This window comes from Brevibacillus migulae (assembly GCF_004521915.1).
In the GTDB taxonomy this organism is placed as follows: Bacteria; Bacillota; Bacilli; order Brevibacillales; family Brevibacillaceae; genus Brevibacillus_F; species Brevibacillus_F migulae.
This window is the reverse complement of the sequence record NZ_SDKD01000006.1, coordinates 46,645-65,214: the sequence shown is the minus strand read 5'-3', so window position 1 is coordinate 65,214 and position 18,570 is coordinate 46,645. Positions and strand designations below refer to the sequence as shown.

The 18,570-nt window shown below is 51.8% G+C and carries 19 protein-coding genes; 16 read left to right on the top strand and 3 right to left on the bottom strand.

All coding sequences use genetic code 11. From position 1 onward, the window contains the following. The first annotated feature begins 2 nt into the window (after positions 1 to 2). The 3 genes from EIZ37_RS08635 (at position 3) to sufB (ending at position 3,149) form a co-directional block, all read left to right on the top strand. Positions 3 to 1,229 (top strand): cysteine desulfurase, encoded by a 1,227-nt coding sequence (locus EIZ37_RS08635; RefSeq protein WP_134684191.1) that lies wholly within the window; start codon positions 3 to 5, stop codon positions 1,227 to 1,229. After that, positions 1,216 to 1,653, top strand: a complete 438-nt coding sequence (gene sufU, locus EIZ37_RS08630) for a Fe-S cluster assembly sulfur transfer protein SufU (RefSeq protein WP_134684190.1) — start codon at positions 1,216 to 1,218, stop codon at positions 1,651 to 1,653. Before EIZ37_RS08635 ends, sufU begins: the two co-directional genes overlap by 14 nt. Positions 1,654 to 1,751: 98 nt before the next feature. Beyond that, complete coding sequence (sufB, locus tag EIZ37_RS08625; RefSeq protein WP_134684189.1) at positions 1,752 to 3,149, top strand: Fe-S cluster assembly protein SufB; 1,398 nt, start codon at positions 1,752 to 1,754, stop codon at positions 3,147 to 3,149. Positions 3,150 to 3,483: 334 nt separating this feature from the next. On the opposite strand, the gene EIZ37_RS08615 is transcribed toward sufB, so the two are convergent. Next, complete coding sequence (locus tag EIZ37_RS08615; protein WP_134684188.1) at positions 3,484 to 4,566, bottom strand: YncE family protein; 1,083 nt, start codon at positions 4,564 to 4,566, stop codon at positions 3,484 to 3,486. A 945-nt stretch (positions 4,567 to 5,511) separates the two neighbouring features. Here EIZ37_RS08615 and EIZ37_RS08610 point away from each other — a divergent pair. From EIZ37_RS08610 to EIZ37_RS08570, 8 genes are all read left to right on the top strand, one after another. Further along, positions 5,512 to 6,672, top strand: a complete 1,161-nt coding sequence (locus tag EIZ37_RS08610; RefSeq protein ID WP_134684187.1) for an iron-containing alcohol dehydrogenase — start codon at positions 5,512 to 5,514, stop codon at positions 6,670 to 6,672. A gap of 446 nt (positions 6,673 to 7,118) precedes the next feature. Further along, on the top strand, positions 7,119 to 7,904 hold the full coding sequence (locus tag EIZ37_RS08600) for a suppressor of fused domain protein (RefSeq protein ID WP_134684185.1): 786 nt from the start codon (positions 7,119 to 7,121) through the stop codon (positions 7,902 to 7,904). Then, positions 7,861 to 8,319, top strand: coding sequence for an NUDIX domain-containing protein (locus tag EIZ37_RS08595; RefSeq protein ID WP_134684184.1), 459 nt, complete (start codon positions 7,861 to 7,863; stop codon positions 8,317 to 8,319). The genes EIZ37_RS08600 and EIZ37_RS08595 overlap by 44 nt, the downstream gene beginning before the upstream one ends. A gap of 20 nt (positions 8,320 to 8,339) precedes the next feature. Beyond that, on the top strand, positions 8,340 to 9,056 hold the full coding sequence (locus EIZ37_RS08590; protein WP_134684183.1) for a nucleotidyltransferase domain-containing protein: 717 nt from the start codon (positions 8,340 to 8,342) through the stop codon (positions 9,054 to 9,056). Between the two features lie 58 nt (positions 9,057 to 9,114). Then, positions 9,115 to 9,441: a YnfA family protein gene (locus tag EIZ37_RS08585; RefSeq protein WP_134684182.1), complete on the top strand. Its 327-nt coding sequence runs from the start codon at positions 9,115 to 9,117 to the stop codon at positions 9,439 to 9,441. A gap of 87 nt (positions 9,442 to 9,528) precedes the next feature. Beyond that, positions 9,529 to 10,062, top strand: a complete 534-nt coding sequence (locus EIZ37_RS08580; RefSeq protein WP_235827927.1) for an NfeD family protein — start codon at positions 9,529 to 9,531, stop codon at positions 10,060 to 10,062. Beyond that, positions 10,059 to 11,582 carry a flotillin family protein gene (locus EIZ37_RS08575; RefSeq protein ID WP_134684180.1) on the top strand — a complete coding sequence of 508 codons (1,524 nt, stop codon included), beginning with the start codon at positions 10,059 to 10,061 and terminating at the stop codon, positions 11,580 to 11,582. The genes EIZ37_RS08580 and EIZ37_RS08575 overlap by 4 nt, the downstream gene beginning before the upstream one ends. 27 nt (positions 11,583 to 11,609) lie before the next feature. Then, entirely contained in the window at positions 11,610 to 12,053 is a 444-nt protein-coding gene (locus EIZ37_RS08570; RefSeq protein WP_134684179.1) for an OsmC family protein, read from the top strand. Between the two features lie 6 nt (positions 12,054 to 12,059). On the opposite strand, the gene EIZ37_RS08565 is transcribed toward EIZ37_RS08570, so the two are convergent. Together EIZ37_RS08565 and EIZ37_RS08560 are read right to left on the bottom strand one after the other, a co-directional pair. Beyond that, positions 12,060 to 12,503, bottom strand: a complete 444-nt coding sequence (locus EIZ37_RS08565) for a M67 family metallopeptidase (protein ID WP_134684178.1) — start codon at positions 12,501 to 12,503, stop codon at positions 12,060 to 12,062. Positions 12,504 to 12,532: 29 nt separating this feature from the next. Beyond that, positions 12,533 to 14,356 (bottom strand): PAS domain S-box protein, encoded by a 1,824-nt coding sequence (locus tag EIZ37_RS08560; protein WP_167568747.1) that lies wholly within the window; start codon positions 14,354 to 14,356, stop codon positions 12,533 to 12,535. Positions 14,357 to 14,544: 188 nt separating this feature from the next. Between EIZ37_RS08560 and EIZ37_RS08555 the strand changes: the two genes are divergently transcribed. The 5 genes from EIZ37_RS08555 to EIZ37_RS08535 all read left to right on the top strand — a co-directional run bounded on the left by EIZ37_RS08555 (position 14,545) and on the right by EIZ37_RS08535 (position 18,412). Continuing rightward, entirely contained in the window at positions 14,545 to 15,438 is an 894-nt protein-coding gene (locus tag EIZ37_RS08555) for a DUF72 domain-containing protein (protein ID WP_134684176.1), read from the top strand. After that, positions 15,435 to 16,259 carry a sulfite exporter TauE/SafE family protein gene (locus tag EIZ37_RS08550; RefSeq protein ID WP_134684175.1) on the top strand — a complete coding sequence of 275 codons (825 nt, stop codon included), beginning with the start codon at positions 15,435 to 15,437 and terminating at the stop codon, positions 16,257 to 16,259. Before EIZ37_RS08555 ends, EIZ37_RS08550 begins: the two co-directional genes overlap by 4 nt. A gap of 31 nt (positions 16,260 to 16,290) precedes the next feature. Continuing rightward, positions 16,291 to 17,715, top strand: a complete 1,425-nt coding sequence (locus EIZ37_RS08545) for a bifunctional metallophosphatase/5'-nucleotidase (RefSeq protein WP_235827926.1) — start codon at positions 16,291 to 16,293, stop codon at positions 17,713 to 17,715. A 71-nt stretch (positions 17,716 to 17,786) separates the two neighbouring features. Continuing rightward, a complete protein-coding gene (locus EIZ37_RS08540) occupies positions 17,787 to 18,026 on the top strand; it encodes a DUF6154 family protein (protein WP_134684174.1) in 240 nt (79 codons plus the stop codon). Between the two features lie 83 nt (positions 18,027 to 18,109). Further along, the gene (locus EIZ37_RS08535) at positions 18,110 to 18,412 is read left to right on the top strand and encodes a YunC family protein (RefSeq protein WP_134684173.1); all 303 of its coding nucleotides are present in this window, start codon (positions 18,110 to 18,112) and stop codon (positions 18,410 to 18,412) included. Positions 18,413 to 18,570: the final 158 nt, after the last annotated feature.

The window sequence follows — 18,570 nt, the reverse complement described above, 5'->3', positions numbered from 1 at the left end:
CTATGAACGCGAAGGAACTCCGCCGTTACTTTCCCATTCTGGATCAGCAGGTCAACGGGCATCCGCTTGTCTATCTGGACAGCGGAGCCACCTCGCAAAAGCCTATCCAGGTGATTGAAGCAGTCGATAAATACTACCGGGAGTACAACTCCAACGTGCATCGCGGCGTGCATACGCTCGGGACCAAAGCAACGGATGCCTATGAAGGCGCGCGTGAAAAAGTGCGCAGCTTCATCAATGCGCGTGATACGGCAGAGATCATCTTCACGCGGGGTACAACTACTGCGATCAACACTGTAGTGTATGGGTATGCGCGTCAAATCCTGAAGCCAGGCGACGAGATTGTCACGACTGTGGTTGAGCACCATGCCAATTTTATTCCTTGGCAGCAGGCGGCAAAAGTGACGGGGGCAACCTTCAAGTTTATCCCGTTGCAAGAGGACGGCACCGTGACCCTCGAGGCAGTCAAAGAGACGGTTACCGCGAATACGAAGATTGTGGCCATCCACCACATTTCCAACGTGCTTGGGGATACCACGCCGATCAAGGAGATCGCCGCGATTGCCCATCAGCATGGAGCGATTCTACTGGTGGATGGGGCACAGAGCGCGCCTCATAAAAAAGTCGACATGCAGGATCTGGATTGCGACTTTTACACCTTCTCGGCTCATAAGATGTGTGGACCGACTGGTATTGGGGTATTGTATGGAAAGCGTGAGCTGCTGGAAAAGACGGAGCCTGTGGAATTCGGCGGAGAGATGATCGACTATGTGGATCTGTATGAATCCACGTGGAAAGAACTGCCTTGGAAGTTCGAAGGCGGGACACCGATCATCGCCGGCGCGGTCGGCCTCGGCGCTGCGATCGATTTCCTGACCGAGATCGGGATGGAAGAGATTGAGCGCAACGAAAAGCAACTGGTCCGTTATGCCATGGAGCAAATGAAAGAAATCGAGGGCCTGACGATTTATGGCCCGCAGGAAAACCGGAGCAGCCTAATAACTTTCAATCTGGATAGCGTGCACCCGCATGATCTGGCCACCGTGCTGGACAGCTATGGGATTGCGGTCCGTGCCGGACATCACTGCGCACAGCCGCTGATGCGCTGGCTTAAAGTATCGGCAACCGCGCGTGCCAGCTTCTATTTGTACAACACGGAAGAAGACGTGGATACACTGATCGCCGGATTGAAAAAGACAAAGGAGTATTTTGGCAATGTCTTCTCTTGATGATCTTTACCGCCGCGTGATTATGGACCATTACCAAAAGCCGCGTAACCGTGGAAAGCTGGACGAAACCGAAGGACTCATTGTGAACTTAAACAATCCGACCTGTGGTGACAGCATCTCCCTTTCCTTGAAGGTAGAAAACGGAAAGGTGAGCGATGCCAAATTCCTGGGGGAAGGCTGCTCAATCAGCATGTCCTCCGCTTCGATGATGACTGAAGCGGTCAAGGGCAAAACCCCTGAAGAGGCATTGAAGCTGGCTCAACTGTTTTCCGACCTCATGCAAGGCAAGGAAGTCGATGATTCCGTCGATCTCGGTGACATTGAGGCGCTGCAAGGGGTGGCCAAATTCCCGGCACGCATCAAATGCGCAACCTTGGCTTGGAAGGCACTGGAGCAAGGAATCAAACAAGCGGATCAACAATAGATAACAATACGGTCATGACCGTGTTGTTGACCGCAAGTGGTCACATATTTCATGAAAAACGTCGAGACGTTTTTCACCCGATAAGGAGCGTGAAAAGGATGGCAAAGAAGGCCCCAGAAATACAAGATTATCAATATGGCTTTCATGACAAAGACGTCTCGGTATTCCGGACGAAAAAGGGCTTATCCCGCGAGATCGTAGAAGAAATCTCCCGCATGAAAGATGAGCCGCAATGGATGCTCGACTTCCGTCTGAAATCGCTGGAAATTTTCGAGAGAATGCCAATGCCGAAATGGGGCGGCGATCTCGACGAGCTGGATTTTGACAACATTACGTACTACGTAAAGCCGTCTGAAAAGACAGGCCGCAGCTGGGATGAGGTGCCTGAGGAAATCAAGGCAACCTTCGACAAGCTGGGGATTCCGGAAGCGGAGCAAAAATTCCTCGCAGGGGTATCCGCTCAGTACGAATCTGAGGTTGTATACCACAATATGCAGGAAGACTTGGAAGCGCTCGGCGTACTGTTCACGGACATGGATTCTGCAGTGAAGCTGTACCCGGACATCGTGAAGGAATACTTCTCGACTGTTATTCCTGCAGCGGATAACAAATTCGCGGCATTGAACTCGGCCGTATGGTCCGGTGGTTCCTTCATCTACGTGCCAAAAGGCGTGAAGGTGGAAACTCCGCTGCAAGCATACTTCCGCATTAACTCGGAGAACATGGGTCAGTTCGAGCGTACGCTGATCATCGTGGATGAAGATGCGTTCGTACACTATGTAGAAGGCTGTACAGCGCCGATCTACAGCACAGACTCCTTGCATTCTGCCGTTGTAGAAATTATCGTAAAAGAGCGTGGACGCTGCCGTTACACCACGATCCAAAACTGGTCCAACAACGTATACAACCTCGTTACCAAACGTGCGGTTGCTTACGCGGATGCGAACATGGAATGGATCGACGGTAACATCGGTTCCAAGCTGACGATGAAATATCCAGCTGTCATCATGAAAGGACCACGTGCCAAAGGTACTGTTCTTTCCATCGCAGTAGCTGGGAAAGGTCAGCACCAGGACGCGGGCGCGAAAATGGTGCATTTGGCACCGGATTGCACATCCACCATCGTGTCCAAATCCATCTCTCGTGATGGCGGAAAAGTAACCTATCGCGGTCTGGCTCAATTCGGCCGCAAATCGGAAGGCTCCAAATCCAACATCAAGTGCGATACCTTGATCCTGGATAAACTGTCGACCTCCGATACGATTCCGTACAACGAAATTCTCAATGACAACATCACGCTCGAGCACGAAGCGACCGTCTCCAAGGTATCCGAAGATCAACTCTTCTACCTGATGAGCCGCGGTTTGTCCGAAGCGGAAGCGACTGAAATGATCGTCATGGGCTTTATCGAGCCATTTACAAAAGAGTTGCCGATGGAATATGCGGTAGAGATGAACCGTCTCATTAAGTTCGAGATGGAAGGCAGTATCGGTTAACCCTTGCGCCACAAGGGTTTCCGGGCTTCAAAAATAGGTTTGTCTCCAATTTTTTCCTGAATTTGGACGTATCTCTCGTAAAGGGATAAAGATTCGTCTTCACTATTTTCTTCGTAACATGTAAATACGTGTCTGCAGTGACTTTGACGCTCGCGTGCCCAAGTCGCTCGGACACGTATTTTTATATTTGCACCGGCTTCAAATAAATGGCTGTGAGGGGAGAGAACGGGGTATTCATGAACGTACTTTTCCTATCCCGAAAAACAAATGGCTGTCGTTTGATGATCTCGAGGAGACCAACAAACACAGCCGTTTGGAAATGCTGTAATAAATCCTACAAACGATAAAAATTGACTATTCTTTTGGTTAACCATGGTTTCGATGGGCGGATACTCTGTCTTCGAAACGTTGAAATTGCAGCGGTAGTTCCTGTAGGGATCGTATAAAAGACGGGCGTGACTAGTAGACTCTGTCCTAAGATGGTTCCGGGCGTAGACTGTACAAGAACAAGTGGGTTTATTAGCCCACGTTCATAACGCGTAATGAATCGTTGGCCGTTTCTAATATAAACAAATTGATTTCCAGCAGGGTCAAAAGCAACATCACTTGGAGGGGAATTTCTGTTATTATTTCGTATCCGCACTCTTCTAAAAACAGCTAAGGTTGTTAGACTTATTTCTACAACCGTGCTGGCCCCCTGACAAGCGACATATAAAAATAGTCCATCATCTGTAATTTTTGATCGTAACGGACCAGCATCAACCGGTATTTTCGCAAGTTGTGTATTTGCAAACGTATCAATCACAGAAACGCTACTATCCAATATATTTGAAACAATAAGCCGATTGCCTGTTCTTGATATTTCCGGAAAAAATGGACCAGTTCCCGTACCAATTGCAATTGTTTCTATAAAATTAAGGTCAGCTCCCTGAAGTGAATAGACATTCACGAAGCCGTCAAACCGGGTAACAAAAGCTTTACTTCCAGTTCCAAAGACTGGCATTACAGCAATTCCAGTTGGGTTTGGAACAGTAACTGATGCGATAACTTGATTCGATCTTAAATTTATTACCGAAATAGAGTTAGAACCTTGATTCGTTACAAACGCATTCAATCCATCGGGTGTAAAGGCTACGCTTGTTGGACTTAGTCCAACTGGGATATCAGCAACCAATTGTACATTTCGAATATCAATAACGCTTAAGACATTTCTCGCAGTATCAACCACACAAAGTCTTCCCCCGTCAGGAGTAATCGCTTGTTCAAACATATTGATTCCGCCGATAAACAGTGAATTAATAATTTGGCCAGTTAACGAGTTGATAAATAGGACTGTACCTGTAGAGTTGTTCGTAGCAAAAATAACACCCATTTTATCCACTCCCAAATATTTTTCCTGTTTAATGTATGTTCCCATACACTTTTGGCCATGGGTGAGTACCTATATAATTCGGGAAATATAATTGGAACGTCTAAATGTTTGCAATGGCTGTCCCGTTATGGGATGGCCTTTTTGATACTACGTGGCTGCGGTGGGGAGAGCATGTTTCGCAACTCCGCTTCATTCTACGCCCCGCTGTGGGGAGGGACTGTCCGCTCCACAGCGAATCGCAGGGGTCCGCAAAAGTGGGGGCGCTTCGTGGCTGAGGTGGGGGAGCATGTTCCGAAACTCCGCTTCATTCTCCGCCCCGCGTGAGTGGGAACTGTCCGCTCCACAGCGAATCGCAGGGGTCCGCAAAAGTGGGGGCGCTTCGTGGCTGAGGTGGGGGAGCATGTTCCGAAACTCCGCTTCATTCTCCGCCCCGCGTGAGTGGGAACTGTCCGCTCCACAGCGAATCGCAGGGGTCCGCAAAAGTGGTAGCCGCTCCGTAGCTCGGGCAGGTTGCGGCCCTTTTACCTGCGATTCACTGCTCCGCTGAGAAGGGCTCCGCAGGCGCTCCGTTTCGAAACATGCTCTCCTGCGTAGCAGAAGCTATGTAAATAAGATAAAAAATAAAAAAGTAAAAAGATCTTTTTATCGCTCGTCTTAATAAAAAAGTAACGTGAGGAAGGGAAGAGAGGGACGGGCGGAGTGTTTGTCACACCTGCTTAGGTGGAGCTGCTAAAAACGGTACACGCTTGTCGCGCAACCTCTACGGTTGAATAGGCTTCCTCGAAACTTTTGCGTGACGTACCGTTTTTGGCAGCGGAACCGGACAGTCGCCACTCCCTTGCGGGTGTGGCAAGAACGCAGCCCCGCCCTCTCTTCCCTTCGCCTACCACTATGTTTGCACAAACAATAAAGTGCCAGTTTTTTACTGACAGCATCCTTCCAACACTTGTATGATGGGAATAAGACTTACACCGAGCAGGAGGGAATGTCATGCAGCCATACAGCTATTTTTGCTCCACACGCATCGAGATGGGGATGGGAAAGGCCAGGCAGCTGCCAGCGATCCTGGAACCGTTGGGACTGGGGAAATCGATTCTTCTGGTCAGTGATCCCGGTGTCATTCGCGCTGGGCTTGTCGAGCCGATTCAGTCAGCCCTAGAGGAAGCAGGATACAAGGTTACCTTGTTTGATGCCATCAGCCAAAATCCTCGCGATACCGAATGCTTGGCTGGGGCGACTCTCTTCCGGGATGCGGCCGCCGAGATGGTCGTGGCAGTCGGAGGGGGCAGTGCGATGGATACCGGCAAAACCATTGCCCTGATCGGGCCGAATGGCGGCACTCCGACCGAATATGCGGACGGGCTTTTAGCTTATTCCCATATCGCTCCGATTGTATGCGTTCCCACTACAGCAGGGACGGGCTCGGAGGTCACGCGCTCCGCAGTGATCACCGAAGTGGCGACTCATCGAAAAATGACGCTGAAGCATGCGGCGCTTCGTCCGACGGTAGCGGTACTGGACCCGGAACTCACGTACAGTGTTCCGCAAGCAGTGACCGCTGCCACCGGGGTGGACGCGCTCGTGCATGCCATCGAGGGCTATACATGTAAGGTGACAAACCCAATCTCCCAAGCACTCGGAGCGAGAGCGATGGAGAAGATCGTAGCCGCACTTCCACGGGCATATGCTAATGGCAAAGACCAGCAGGCGCGAGCTGATATGCTGGAGGGCAGTCTTTTGGCCGGCCTCTGTTTTGGTTCTGCTGATGTGGCAGCCGTACACTGTCTGGCGGAAGCGCTGGGCGGCTTATATGATACCCCGCATGGTGTGGCGAATTCGGTCTTTTTGCCGCATGTGCTGCGCTTCAATGCCGAGGAGGATAAGGGAATGCACGCCAGACTGGCTCGTTACATGGGATTTGCAAGTGACATCGATACGGACGACGATGCTTGTGAAAAGCTGGTCGAAGGGATCGAAAACTGGACGCAGAGCCTCAACATTCCGCGGCTCAGAGACTTGCCAGGTGTGAAAGAGGAGGATTTCCCGCGGATTGTCGAGCTGTCCGTTAAAAATGGGTCTACGCCGAGCAATGTACGCACCGTGACCGAGGGGGACTATCTGCGGATCTTACAGGAGGCGTATCGGGCTTAGTAAACAGATCAAGCGGTGTTTCCTATGGATACGTAATCATGAAAAAGGATGGTCTCGTTTGAACCTTCACCGAAGAAAGAGATAACCATCGAGCACTTGCTGACCATGACGCCCGGTTATGACTGGCCGGAGTTTGGCACTTGGGGCGGAAGACCTTTTCCGATGATCAACACAAAAAACTGGGTAAAATTCAATCTGGAAAGAAATATGGTTGAAAAGCCAGGCGAAAAAATGTCGTATAATTCAGGCGCTTCGCATCTATTAAGCGCCATCTTGCTTTGCAGAACCTATCTCATGGATCTATAACCGAACTGTCGGCTCTATGAGACTGCTCCTCAACTCAGGAGCCTTTTTATAACGGCCGCGAAAGGTGAAAATGATATCATGGGGGAAAGAGCAAAACCATTTTCCATACAACTGTAAGAGAAGAGGAAAATCTCCTGACTATGATCAAATGGATCGTCATTGCCTTCCTTTCAATGTTGCTGATCGCGACGATCTTCCGCTGGATTTGGAAGCGAAAGCACTCCTCCTTTTCAGGGCTCAGCGGTGAACGGAGCGAAGCGGTAGAATTCATGCGTATAGAACCTGAGGAGATGGAAGCGGCGGATGGGAAAGAAATCTTCCCGACCAAAACCTTGCCGCTGAGCACCGAAGTCCTCCGTCACTACGCCGCGATGTTTGGCGCAGAGGGAGAAGTTCGCGCAGAAGAACACCAGCCGGTTCCCATCGCCATTTATCCGCCAACACGAAAAAGAGGCTGGTGGACTTACGCGACAGCTGGCTTGCATCAGGCAGGCGGAATAGAGCTGCTGCTATACTCGTATAAAAGAGAAACAGACATGATCACGCACCTGCTTGAGGTCTCCCGCCATGTCAGAACCGCTTATGAAGAGAAGGGAATGACAATCGATGTAGGAGATCAGTTCGTGCTGGAGGCCCCGATCGTCGCGGCTTCACGGATGAATCATGTCATTGTTGTGCCGCTTTCCTTTGAAGAAGACGGCTTTGCTCACTATTTTAACGGGGAACAGATGTATTCCTTCCTAGCGTTATTGCCCGTGACAGCAGAGGAAGCAGCTTTTCTGCGGAGTTACGGCTGGGATGCGCTGGTAGAACGTTTTGTTACGGAACAGATTAATGCGCTTGATCTGCACCGCGATTCTTCAGTGGATGGAGGAGAGATACATGGGACAGATTCGAATGAGAGTAAGCGTGGTGGTCGTTCATGAAGAGAAGATCCTGTTGATCCAAGAAGAATCCAAGGGCGCCGTGGTCTACAGCCTGCCCGGGGGTGGAATCGAATTTCAGGAATCCATTGCAGTGGCCACCAAACGAGAGGTGCGCGAAGAAACGGGAATGGACGTCACGTTTGAACGATTGCTCTGGGTGGATGAGCGCATCGATGCACAAGCACCCGGTAAGCATACCGTGGGGATCGGAGTATTGGCCAAGCTTGATCCGCAATCGCAGAAGCAGGAACCCACACCGGGCGGAGTAGAGGGCGAGCAAATCGTCTGGGCGGGCTGGGTCAGCCTGGAAGCGTTTCGCACCTTGCCGCTCGATAATGTATCCCGACGTGAACAAGTGTGGAAGGCGCTGCATGATCCCCAGTATGTCCCTTCATATATCGGAAATGTGCTGTAAACGCGAGGAGGCATGAATGGATGAACGAACAGCTGTTGGAGTCGATCATGCAGCAGGAACCGTTTTTGCAAGACCATCTTCTCTGTCTCGCGTATGCCGGCAGCCGCAGCTATGGCACGGAAACGGCTGCGAGCGACATCGATCTGCGCGGGATCGCTTTTGCCCCGTGGCACACGGTGCTGGGACTGGATACATATGAACAAACGATGCTGAAAGTGCCGGATATGGTGGTCTACGCCCTGAAAAAGTACGTACAGCTGGCCATGAAGGGAAATCCCAACATATTGGAACTATTGTTTATTGATCGCGAAGATACGCTGGTCCTCACTGCATACGGCGAAGAGCTGCGGGCAAGCCGGGGGCTCTTTGTGACGAAAAAAGTGTTCCATTCCTTTGGCGGCTATGCCATCCGCAATATTCGCAAGCTGTCGGAACGATCCTCATCCGATTATGACGGAAAGGATGCCAGTCATCTGATTCGCTTGCTGCAGACTGGCAAAGAGCTGCTGGCTGAAGGGGCGATGCAGGTAAAACGCCCCAACTGGCAGGAGCTGTTGGCCATAAAACGGGGGGAATGGCCGCTGGACGAGCTATTGGCTTATGCGGACAAATGCTTTGCCGAGATGGAGAAAGCCTATGAGCGGACGCGATTGCAGGAACAGGCAGACAGAGAAGCGATCGAGGCGCTGATCATCCGCATGCAAACCGAGTTTTATGGCGACCATCTCAAGCGATAAAGTTATGAAGTGTAATGCAGCGTTGAAAAAAGCCAGGGCAGAATGGGAGAGTGACCCGTTGTTTCACGCGATATTGTTATTCCTATTGGCCGGGCTGGCGGAAATCGGCGGCGGCTACCTAGTCTGGCTGTGGCTCAGGGAGTCGAAACCGCTCTGGGTGGGGATGGTAGGAAGCCTGATCCTGATCGGCTACGGTGTTATCCCGACCTTGCAGCAGTTCCCCAGCTTTGGCCGGGTCTATGCTGCTTATGGCGGCGTTTTTATCATCCTCGCCGTCTTGTGGGGATGGTGGGTGGATAAGAAAATTCCTGATCTGTACGATTGGGTCGGAGCTGCCATTTGCCTGGTCGGCGTGTCCATCATGCTCTGGGCTCCGCGGCATTAAAGCTAGCAATTTACGACAAAACGAAACATTATCCCTCCTTCCTCGTATTACATGATGTAGAAATATATGGAAAGGAGGCGTTCATGTGTGGAGTGGGCTGTGACACTTTATGCGGTCTGCATCGGGTTTGGCCTTGTTTATGCCTTGTGCATGCTGTTGTTCAGCGACATTCTTGGTCATTGGCTGGGACATATCGAGATCCCTGTTCTTCAGCCGGTAACGCTGGTCAGCGGGGTGACAGCCTTTGGCGGGAGCGGCTTGCTGTTAACCCAAGCAAGCTCATTTTCAGCAGACACAATCATGCTGCTGTCAGTAGCAGGGGGTGCAGCGATTGCCGTCCTGTCCTATTTCGTCTGGGTGGAGCCGATGGAGCGTGCGGAGACGACCATCGGTTATTCGATTCATGAGCTGGTGGGGCAGGCAGGAGAAGTGCTCACGGCCATACCTGCAGGAGGTGTGGGCGAGATCTTGATCACGATGGTGAGCGGGCGGAGCAATCATATGGCCGCTAGCATGACCAATCGTCCCATTCCGGAAGGTGCGCGTGTGATCGTCCTCGAGGTCAGAGATCATGTGCTCTACGTAGAACGCCTAGAGGAAATGGAGGAGGGCTTGCAATGACTGAGTATTCAACGTTCATGACAATCGGTGTTGTAGTGGCCGTATTGGTAATCCTGGGAATTGCCTTCTGGGCCCGGTACCGGACAGTTGGGGCGGATCAGGCCATGATCGTCACGGGAAGCTTTCTCGGTACGAAAAATGTGTTGTCCGACGACTCGGGACGCAAAATGAAAATCGTGCGAGGCGGCGGGGCGTTTATCCTGCCGATTTTTCAGCAAGCCAATTACTTGAGCCTGCTCTCCCATAAACTGGACGTATCCACACCGGAAGTTTACACCGAACAAGGGGTACCTGTCATGGCGGACGGTGTGGCGATCATCAAGGTCGGCGGATCGATTGAGGACATCGCTACGGCTGCCGAGCAATTCATGGGCAAAAGCGATGAGGCCTTGAAGGGCGAGGCGCAAGAGGTGCTGGAGGGCTATCTGCGGGCGATACTGGGCAGCATGACCGTCGAGGAAATCTATAAAAATCGGGAACGCTTTGCCCAGGAAGTCCAGGCGGTAGCGGCCAAGGATTTGAAAAAAATGGGGCTTTCCGTGGTCAGCTTCACGATCAAAGATGTTCGTGATAAAAACGGCTATCTCGCGGCGCTGGGGATTCCGCAGATTGCAGCAGTGAAGCGGGATGCGACTATCTCCCAGGCTGACGCGGACAAGGAAGCGCGGATCAGGCAGGCACAAGCGGAGGAGGAAGCGCGTAAAGCGGAGCTGTTGAAAGAAACAAACATTGCCGAAGCCGAAAAGGAAAAAGAACTGAAGGTAGCGGCCTTCAAGCAAGAGCAGGACCGGGCAAAAGCTTCGGCCGACCAGGCATATAAGCTGCAAGAGGCCGTCACCAAGCAGCAGGTAACCGAAGAAGAAATGAAGATCGACATCGTCCGCAAGCAAAAAGAGATCGAGCTGGAGGAAAAGGAGATTCTCCGCCGCGAGCGTCAATACGACGCGGAAGTAAAGAAAAAAGCGGATGCCGATCGCTACGCTGTCGAGCAGGCGGCCGAAGCCGAAAAGGCCAAGAAGCTGCGTGAGGCGGATGCACTCAAGTACCGGATCGAGGCAGAGGCGAAGGCACAGGCAGAGCAAAAGCGGCTGGAAGGCTTGGCGATTGCTGAAGCGGACCGGGCAAGAGGTACGGCGGAGGCCGAAGTGACTCGACTCAAGCTGGAAGCAGAGGCGGAAGGGAAAGAGAAGCTGGCCGAAGCTTACGAAAAATTCGGGCAGGCAGCCGTGCTGGACATCATCGCCAAAATGCTGCCGGAGCTAGCGGAGAAAGTGGCTGAGCCAATGACTGCGATCGATAAAGTAACGATCATTGACACCGGAAACGGTCAGGGTGATGGCGTGAACCGTCTCAGCAACAATGTGACCAAAATGATGGCGCAGCTCCCCGAGATGCTGAAGGATGTTTCCGGTCTGGATATGAACCGGATGATCGCCAGCTTCATGAAGACGGAACCGGCCAAACAGATGGCAGCAGCGCCCCCGGCACCAGAAGAAAATGAGCAAGGGAAAGAATCATAAGCATGCAGGAGAGGGAGGCAAACCGATATGACCGAACATCGCTTTTCGATGAAAGCATCATGGCAGGGAGGACGCCTGGGAACGGGTGAATTGACGGGGAAGGGGCTTTCCGCACAAATATCGATACCTGCCGAACTCGATGGACCGGGAGCGGGAACCAATCCGGAGGAGCTGCTGATCGGTGCGGCATTGAATTGCTATATCATCACGCTGGCAGCCATCCTGGAAAAGCGTGAGGTGAAGGTGGAATCGCTGACTGTGCAATCGGAAGGCATCGTCACTGTGGAGGGCGGGAACCAAACCTTCAGCAAGATCATCCACCGGCCGACGATTGTGGTTAGCGGTGCAGGTGAGGACATGGTGGAAAAACTAACGCAATTCGCCCATCGTGCTGAGCAGGTATGCATGATCTCCAAGGCGCTTCGGGGAAATGTAGCGCTGCATGTAGAACCGGAAATTCGGGTACGTTAGCCACTCTTACCCGATAACATACGGCCGCTCTATGAACCGTCCTTGTTCCCACTGGTATAACACGAGCGAAGGCTGGGTGGGATCGGCCAAGGAGAGAATCCAGTAGCTTAGCGTAGGATAATGCCAGCCTGCCAGATCGCTTGGCGAGGGAACCGGCGGTGTAAGCGGGTGGGTATGCACCACGCCCAGCCATTCCAGATCGGCCTCTTTGATCGAGCGCAAGGCGTGAAGGAATGGGGGCCCTTCCCACGCGAACCGATGACGCTCCCGAAAAGCGGATGGGTTGTCAAAAAGGTGGCTAATCGTGGCGCCATTCCCGGCTAGCAAAGCGGAATATTCATGAGGAAGCGCCTCTTTTCCAGCGGTGAAGAGGCGCTTTTGTACCTGCCCGTGGAGTGTGAGCGGGTGGTCCGATTGGGAAAAAGGGGTGCCGATCAGGTGCGGGAACAATACAAACTCCTCCTTGTTCAACAAAAGCGTCAGGCCAGCGGCAGCGAGATCGTAAAGGTGGTTCCTTCTCCAGGGGTGCTCTCAATTGCAATTTTCCCCATATGAGCTTCAATGATGGAATAGCTGATGGAGAGTCCCAAGCCTGTCCCCGTTTCTTTTGTGGTAAAAAAGGGCTGTCCGAGATTATGGATCAGCTCAGGCGGGATCCCTGGTCCTTGATCGGTAATCCGAATATGGACATACGGTTCTTCTTTTTGCATCGCGATGGTCAGGATGCCTCCATGCACCATGGCCTCCAAGCCATTTTTGATCATATTGATAAACACTTGTTTGATCTGATCCTGGTCGCAGGAGACATACAGCTCTTCCGCAGGCAGGCTGGCTTGAATCTGTGCATCCGTCAAGATGGCTTGAGATTCCAAGAGCGTCGTCACTTGCGCCACAAGGGTTTGCATGCAGGTGCGTTCATAGCTGGGCTGCTTGGGTTTGGCAAAAAACAGCAGTTCATTCAGAATCGTTTGGATCCGATTCAGCTCGGATTCCATGATTTCATAGTAAAAGTCCTTCTCTTCTTTGGTGGTCTTCATCACCTGGAGAAAGCCTTTCAAAGAAGTAAGCGGATTGCGGATTTCATGTGCAATGCCGGCAGCCATTTGGCCAACTGCCGTCAGCTTCTCAGATGTGCGGAGCAGCTCTTGGGCGCGCCTGAATTCCTCCTGCTCCCGTTTACGTTCAGTGACATCGCGAAAGACGCTGACATGCTCGATTACCGCTTGCGTATGCGGGTCGCGTATGCGTTTGCTCTGTGCCTCGATCCAGATGTAAGAACCGTCTTTTTTTCGATAGCGGAAAGTCGATACATGTGCATCGCCGTGACGATTCCACTCGTTGGTCTGCTGACATGGTTCGAAGCAATCCTCGGGATGAAGCAATTCGGTCACCCGAACACCAATGAGCTCCACCGGCTCGTATCCAAGGATGGCTTTGCAAGCGGGCGACACATATTGATAGATGCAATCTGGTGAAAACACCACGATCATGTCAAGGGAGTGCTCGGCCAGGAAACGGTATTTTTGTTCGCTTTCCGTTAATCGTTTAAGCAGATTGACCTGCTCCGATATATCCTTTGCCACCCCATAGATTCCCACCATTTCCCCGTCCACCACGATCGGAATGTTGGTCACACTAAGATGGACAAAATGCCCTTTTTTATGTGGAATACAGATTTCATAGTGCTGTCTGCTTTCCTGCGCATGCTGATGGAACATGCGGGTAATTTCGTTGATGTCTTCCTCCATCACCAGCGGCGTGATATGGAACAGCTCATCCGGACGGTAGCCGGTAATTTGCTCACAGGCCGCATTGACCGATAGGAGTGTGCCGTCTACGGAGAGCGAATAGACCAGATCCGGATTTTGCAGAAACAGCGATTGGTAGCGCTGCTGCCGCTCCCTATTTTGCGCTTCGGACCGCTTTTGTTCGGTTTGATTGATCACTTGCATGAAGATATAGTTTTGTTCCTGGTTCTCGTCTTTGACAATGGAGGCGCTCACCATTGTCCACAGATGATAGCCTTTTTTATGGATCAACCGCTTCTCGACTTGATACCCGTCATCCATCTTCGCTTGATAGGCGATGATATGGTCAAGCTGCAGCGGGATATCTTCCGGATGGGTGATTTCTTTGAGTGATAGAGCCATCAGCTCATTTTCTGTATACCCGAGCATGCTGCAGAGGACACGATTGATCATCAGCCACTTGCCTTCTGCAGACAAGAGGGCCATCCCGATGGGGGAATACTGGATCGCATTCAAGATAAGCTGATGATCGAATGAATATGTATGTCCTGACATCATGGCCCTCCTGAAGTCTATCTCTCTATTTTCCTATTATTTACTATAGGAATGGGGAGCAGCTTTTGCAATTATATTTTTCCAACAACAGGCAAATTTCGACAGGTTGAATCGCTTTCTTCACCTTTTCGATCCATCCCGGGTTTGGTATGCTTAAGCGAAAAGGGGTTCGCACCAAAGGAGTCATTATGAACAGAAGAAACATCCATGTGGGATTATGCGGATGGGGCGACCATGAATCGCTTTATCCGCCTGGTACCCGCGACCGGGACAAGCTCTCCGCTTATGCCAGTCATTTCCCGCTCGTTGAAGTGGATAGCTCGTTTTACGCGATACTGCCCCAAAAGAACTATGAAAACTGGGTGCGGCAGACGCCGGATGCATTTCGGTTTGTCATCAAGCCGTACCAGGCGATTACGGGGCACCAGCGAAGCGGGCAGACGGAGGATTTCGAAGCGGTATGCCGCCGATTTGCGGAGAGCATTCAACCCGTTGTCAGCGCCGGCAAGCTGAAGGCGCTCCTGTTTCAATACCCGCCATGGTTTGACTGTACCAAAGAGCATGTCCAGTATATCCAGCAGTGCTTGCGGCTGTTTACCCGCTATCCGGTGGCTGTAGAGTTTCGGCACCAAAGCTGGTTTACGGAGCGATTCCGTGAAAAGACGCTGGACTTTTTGCGGGAGCATGGGGCTGTGCACGTTGTCTGCGATGAGCCGCAGGCTGGATTGGGATGCGTACCGATCGTCCCTGAGATCACACAGCCGAAGCTTAGCCTGATTCGTTTCCACGGCAGAAATGCAAGCGGCTGGCGAGATACTGGACAAGCCTGGCGAGATGTGCGCTATCTGTACAATTATTCAGGACAAGAGCTGCAGGAATGGATACCCCGGATTGAGCAATTGGCCAGTCAGGCGGAGGAAGTATGCATCTTGTTTAATAACAACTCAGGCGGTCATGCTGCAGGGAACGCCAAAGCGTTGATGCAGCTGTTTGGCATTCAGCCAGTCGGGCTTCATCCCCAGCAGCTGGACTTGTTTTCCACCTTTGAGACGACTATAGAAGAAGAGGATTCGGATCTATGATTGTTTTGCTGGCTTTGCTATTGGCAGTCATTGGGCTTGCAGCCGGGGCCATCGGCAGTTTGGCCGGTCTTGGCGGAGGGATCATTTTTGTACCAGCCCTCTTGTATTTTGTTAATCTGGTTGAACCAGGCGCGATGACGCCGCAGATCGCTGCTGCGACTTCGCTTGCGGTGATAGCCATTACGGCTCTTTCCTCCACTACGGCGTATGTCAAACAAAAGCGGGTGGATACACAGACAGCGCTGCTCTTTTTTCTGGCAAGCGCACCTGGGGCGGTCGCGGGGGTCTATTTGAATAAACTGCTGCAAACAGAATCCTTTTCTTTGCTGTTTGGGCTGTTTCAGCTGGGCATGTTCGCGCTGATGATGGGAAAGGATCGCATACGACCGCGTACGCTGCAATGGGACGTGAAACGTACCTTCATTGATGGCGAAGGAATTGAATATGAATATGGTTACAAGCGTTGGATCGCACTGATCACGGCCTTTTTCGTCGGGGTAACTTCCTCGTTGTTTGGTGTAGGGGGAGGGAGCCTGATGGTACCTGCGATGATCATCCTGTTTCGGTTTCCGCCGCATGTAGCAACGGCTACCTCCATGATGGTGATTTTTTTATCCGCGATCGTCGGCTCTGTTACAAATGTGCTGCACGGGCATGTCGATTGGCTCTATGCGGCTTGTCTGGCACCGGGGGCGTGGATTGGCGGCAAGCTGGGAGCAATGCTGGCAGCGCGCATCAAGGGCAAGACATTGGTTCTTCTCCTGCGCATCCTGATATTGTTGATTGCGCTTCAAATGATCGGGGAAGCCGTATTTGCATAGATGGATTTTTGCGGCAAGAGGGGGGAGTAACGTGGCGAGAATCCTGCACATTTTACATACGAATGATTTGCATAGTCAATTTGCCTCAATGCCGCAGATCGCGACTTGTCTGCGGGAGCTTCGGCAGAGGTGGGAGCTTCAAGGGGAACAGGTGCTGACGGTGGATATCGGCGACCATCTGGATCGGATGAGCACCAAGACAGAGGCGACCTGGGGCAAGACCAATGTGGAAGTGTTGAACCGATCGGGGTATCAATACGTCACGATCGGCAACAACGAGGGCTTGACACTGCCAAAAGAAAAACTGGATGAACTCTATACAGATGCACAATTCACGGTGATCTTGAACAATTTGCACGAACCCGGCGATAAGCAGCCTGGCTGGGCGGTACCGTATGCCATCCATGATTTCGCGGATCTAAAAGTGGCGCTCTTGGGAACGACCGTATCGTTTGCGCCCTTCTATCAGCTGCTGGGGTGGCAAGCGGAGGAGCCGTTCGCCATTTTGGCGCAGCAAATCGCAGCGCTGCGTGATCAGGTGGATGTCATGATTGTCCTATCTCATCTTGGGCTGCGCAGCGATCGAGAAATGGCCGAGCGGATACCTGGCATCGATTTGATCCTGGGTGCGCATACTCATCACCTTTTGCAGCAGGGAGAGCGGATTGGCGAGACCCTGATTGCGCAAGCAGGGCGTTCCGGTGAGTATGTGGGGCATGTGACGCTGCATATAGACGACAATGGCAAGCTTTCCTCAGCGGCACAAGTGCTGCGATCAGCCGATTTTCAACCGGATCCACAGATGGTCCAGTACCTGGAACAGGAGCATCTGCGGGCAGACCAGCTGCTCGCTGCGGAGGTAGCGGTTTTGCCTTTTGCGCTGAAAGTCGATTGGCGTAGAGAGACGCCTTTTGGCAGTTTTTTGGCGGCATGTCTCAGGCATTGGACGAAAGCTGAGATCGGCTTGGCCAACGGCGGATTACTGCTGCAAGACCTGGGGCCAGGAAGCGTGACACGAAAGGACTTACTCACGTGTGCGCCGCATCCGATCAATCCCTGTACGGTGAAGCTGACGGGAGAGCAGCTGTGGCGTGTGCTCAACCAAGCGATCCTGCCAGACACGGTTAACAAGGAGCTTCGCGGTTTCGGCTTCCGCGGCAAAATCAACGGCTGGATGGGCATTGACGGCCTGCATGTGAAGTATGTGCTGCAGCCGGAGCCTGCGATTGTCGAGGTGCGTGTCGGCGAGGAGCTGTTGCGCAAAGACAGGATCTATCGTGTGGCAACGGTTGATATGTATTTGATGAACATGCTCTTTCCAGAACTGATGGGAGCGAGCGAGCCGCAATTTTTTCTGCCTGAAGTATTGCGAGAAATTCTGGCCGTCTGCTTACAGGATGGAGCCATGTTGTCCGGTTGTTTCACACCTCGCTGGGAGCTTGCCTCGAGCGGGTAAAAGAACAAACGAAGATCCCCTTTTTCTTTTTTCCTTCCTTGGGAATGATAAGGCAAAAAGGGGGACGAGACATGCGTTTTGTAGATGAGCTCTATGAATTGTATCGGGGCCACTTCAATGGTGATGAGGAAGACATCGTTGCCATCGTGGTCGAAATATTGGAAGAGCAGTCAAAAGCCGATCTGATCCAGATCATCCTCGGCATGGATGACGAAGAGCTGTTCCATATGCTGGCGAGCTACTTGATCGAGGTCATGAAGCGGAAAGTAGCCATGGAAGATGAAAACAGTACGAATCGAGTGCTGCAGTAGGGAACACACCATTTTTGGACTGATTACATAGTGTGATAAAGAATGGAACGTTGCCAACCAGAAAAGATGGGAGGAGAATGCTGATGATCGAGGTGAATCCGATCCATTTTCCTGAGGGTACGGCGATTGCGGTGACCGTACGTCTCCCGAAAACAACCTTGCTTGCCGTTACCACTGACAAAGGGTATATCATGTGCGGAGCGTTGGATGTTGGTCTGCTGAACGAAAGGCTGGCAAGCCGCGAAATCCTGGCGGGCCGAGCGGTTGGAGTGAAGACCATCGATGAATTGCTGGCAGCGCCGCTGGAATCAGTGACCACCACAGCAGAACAGGCGGGGATTACAGCGGGGATGATTGGCCGCGAAGCGGTTCGAAAAATGTTTTAGTGAAATCAGATACGGGAAACACTCGGTGAGGATCCTTTTCACAATCTGCCGAGTGTTTCTTTTTTTGATATAGGAAACAACAAATGCAGGGAAAATCATGTAGAATTTTATCGAATCATGTATAATAAATGGTACATTACAGAAAGGCGTCGTCGAAA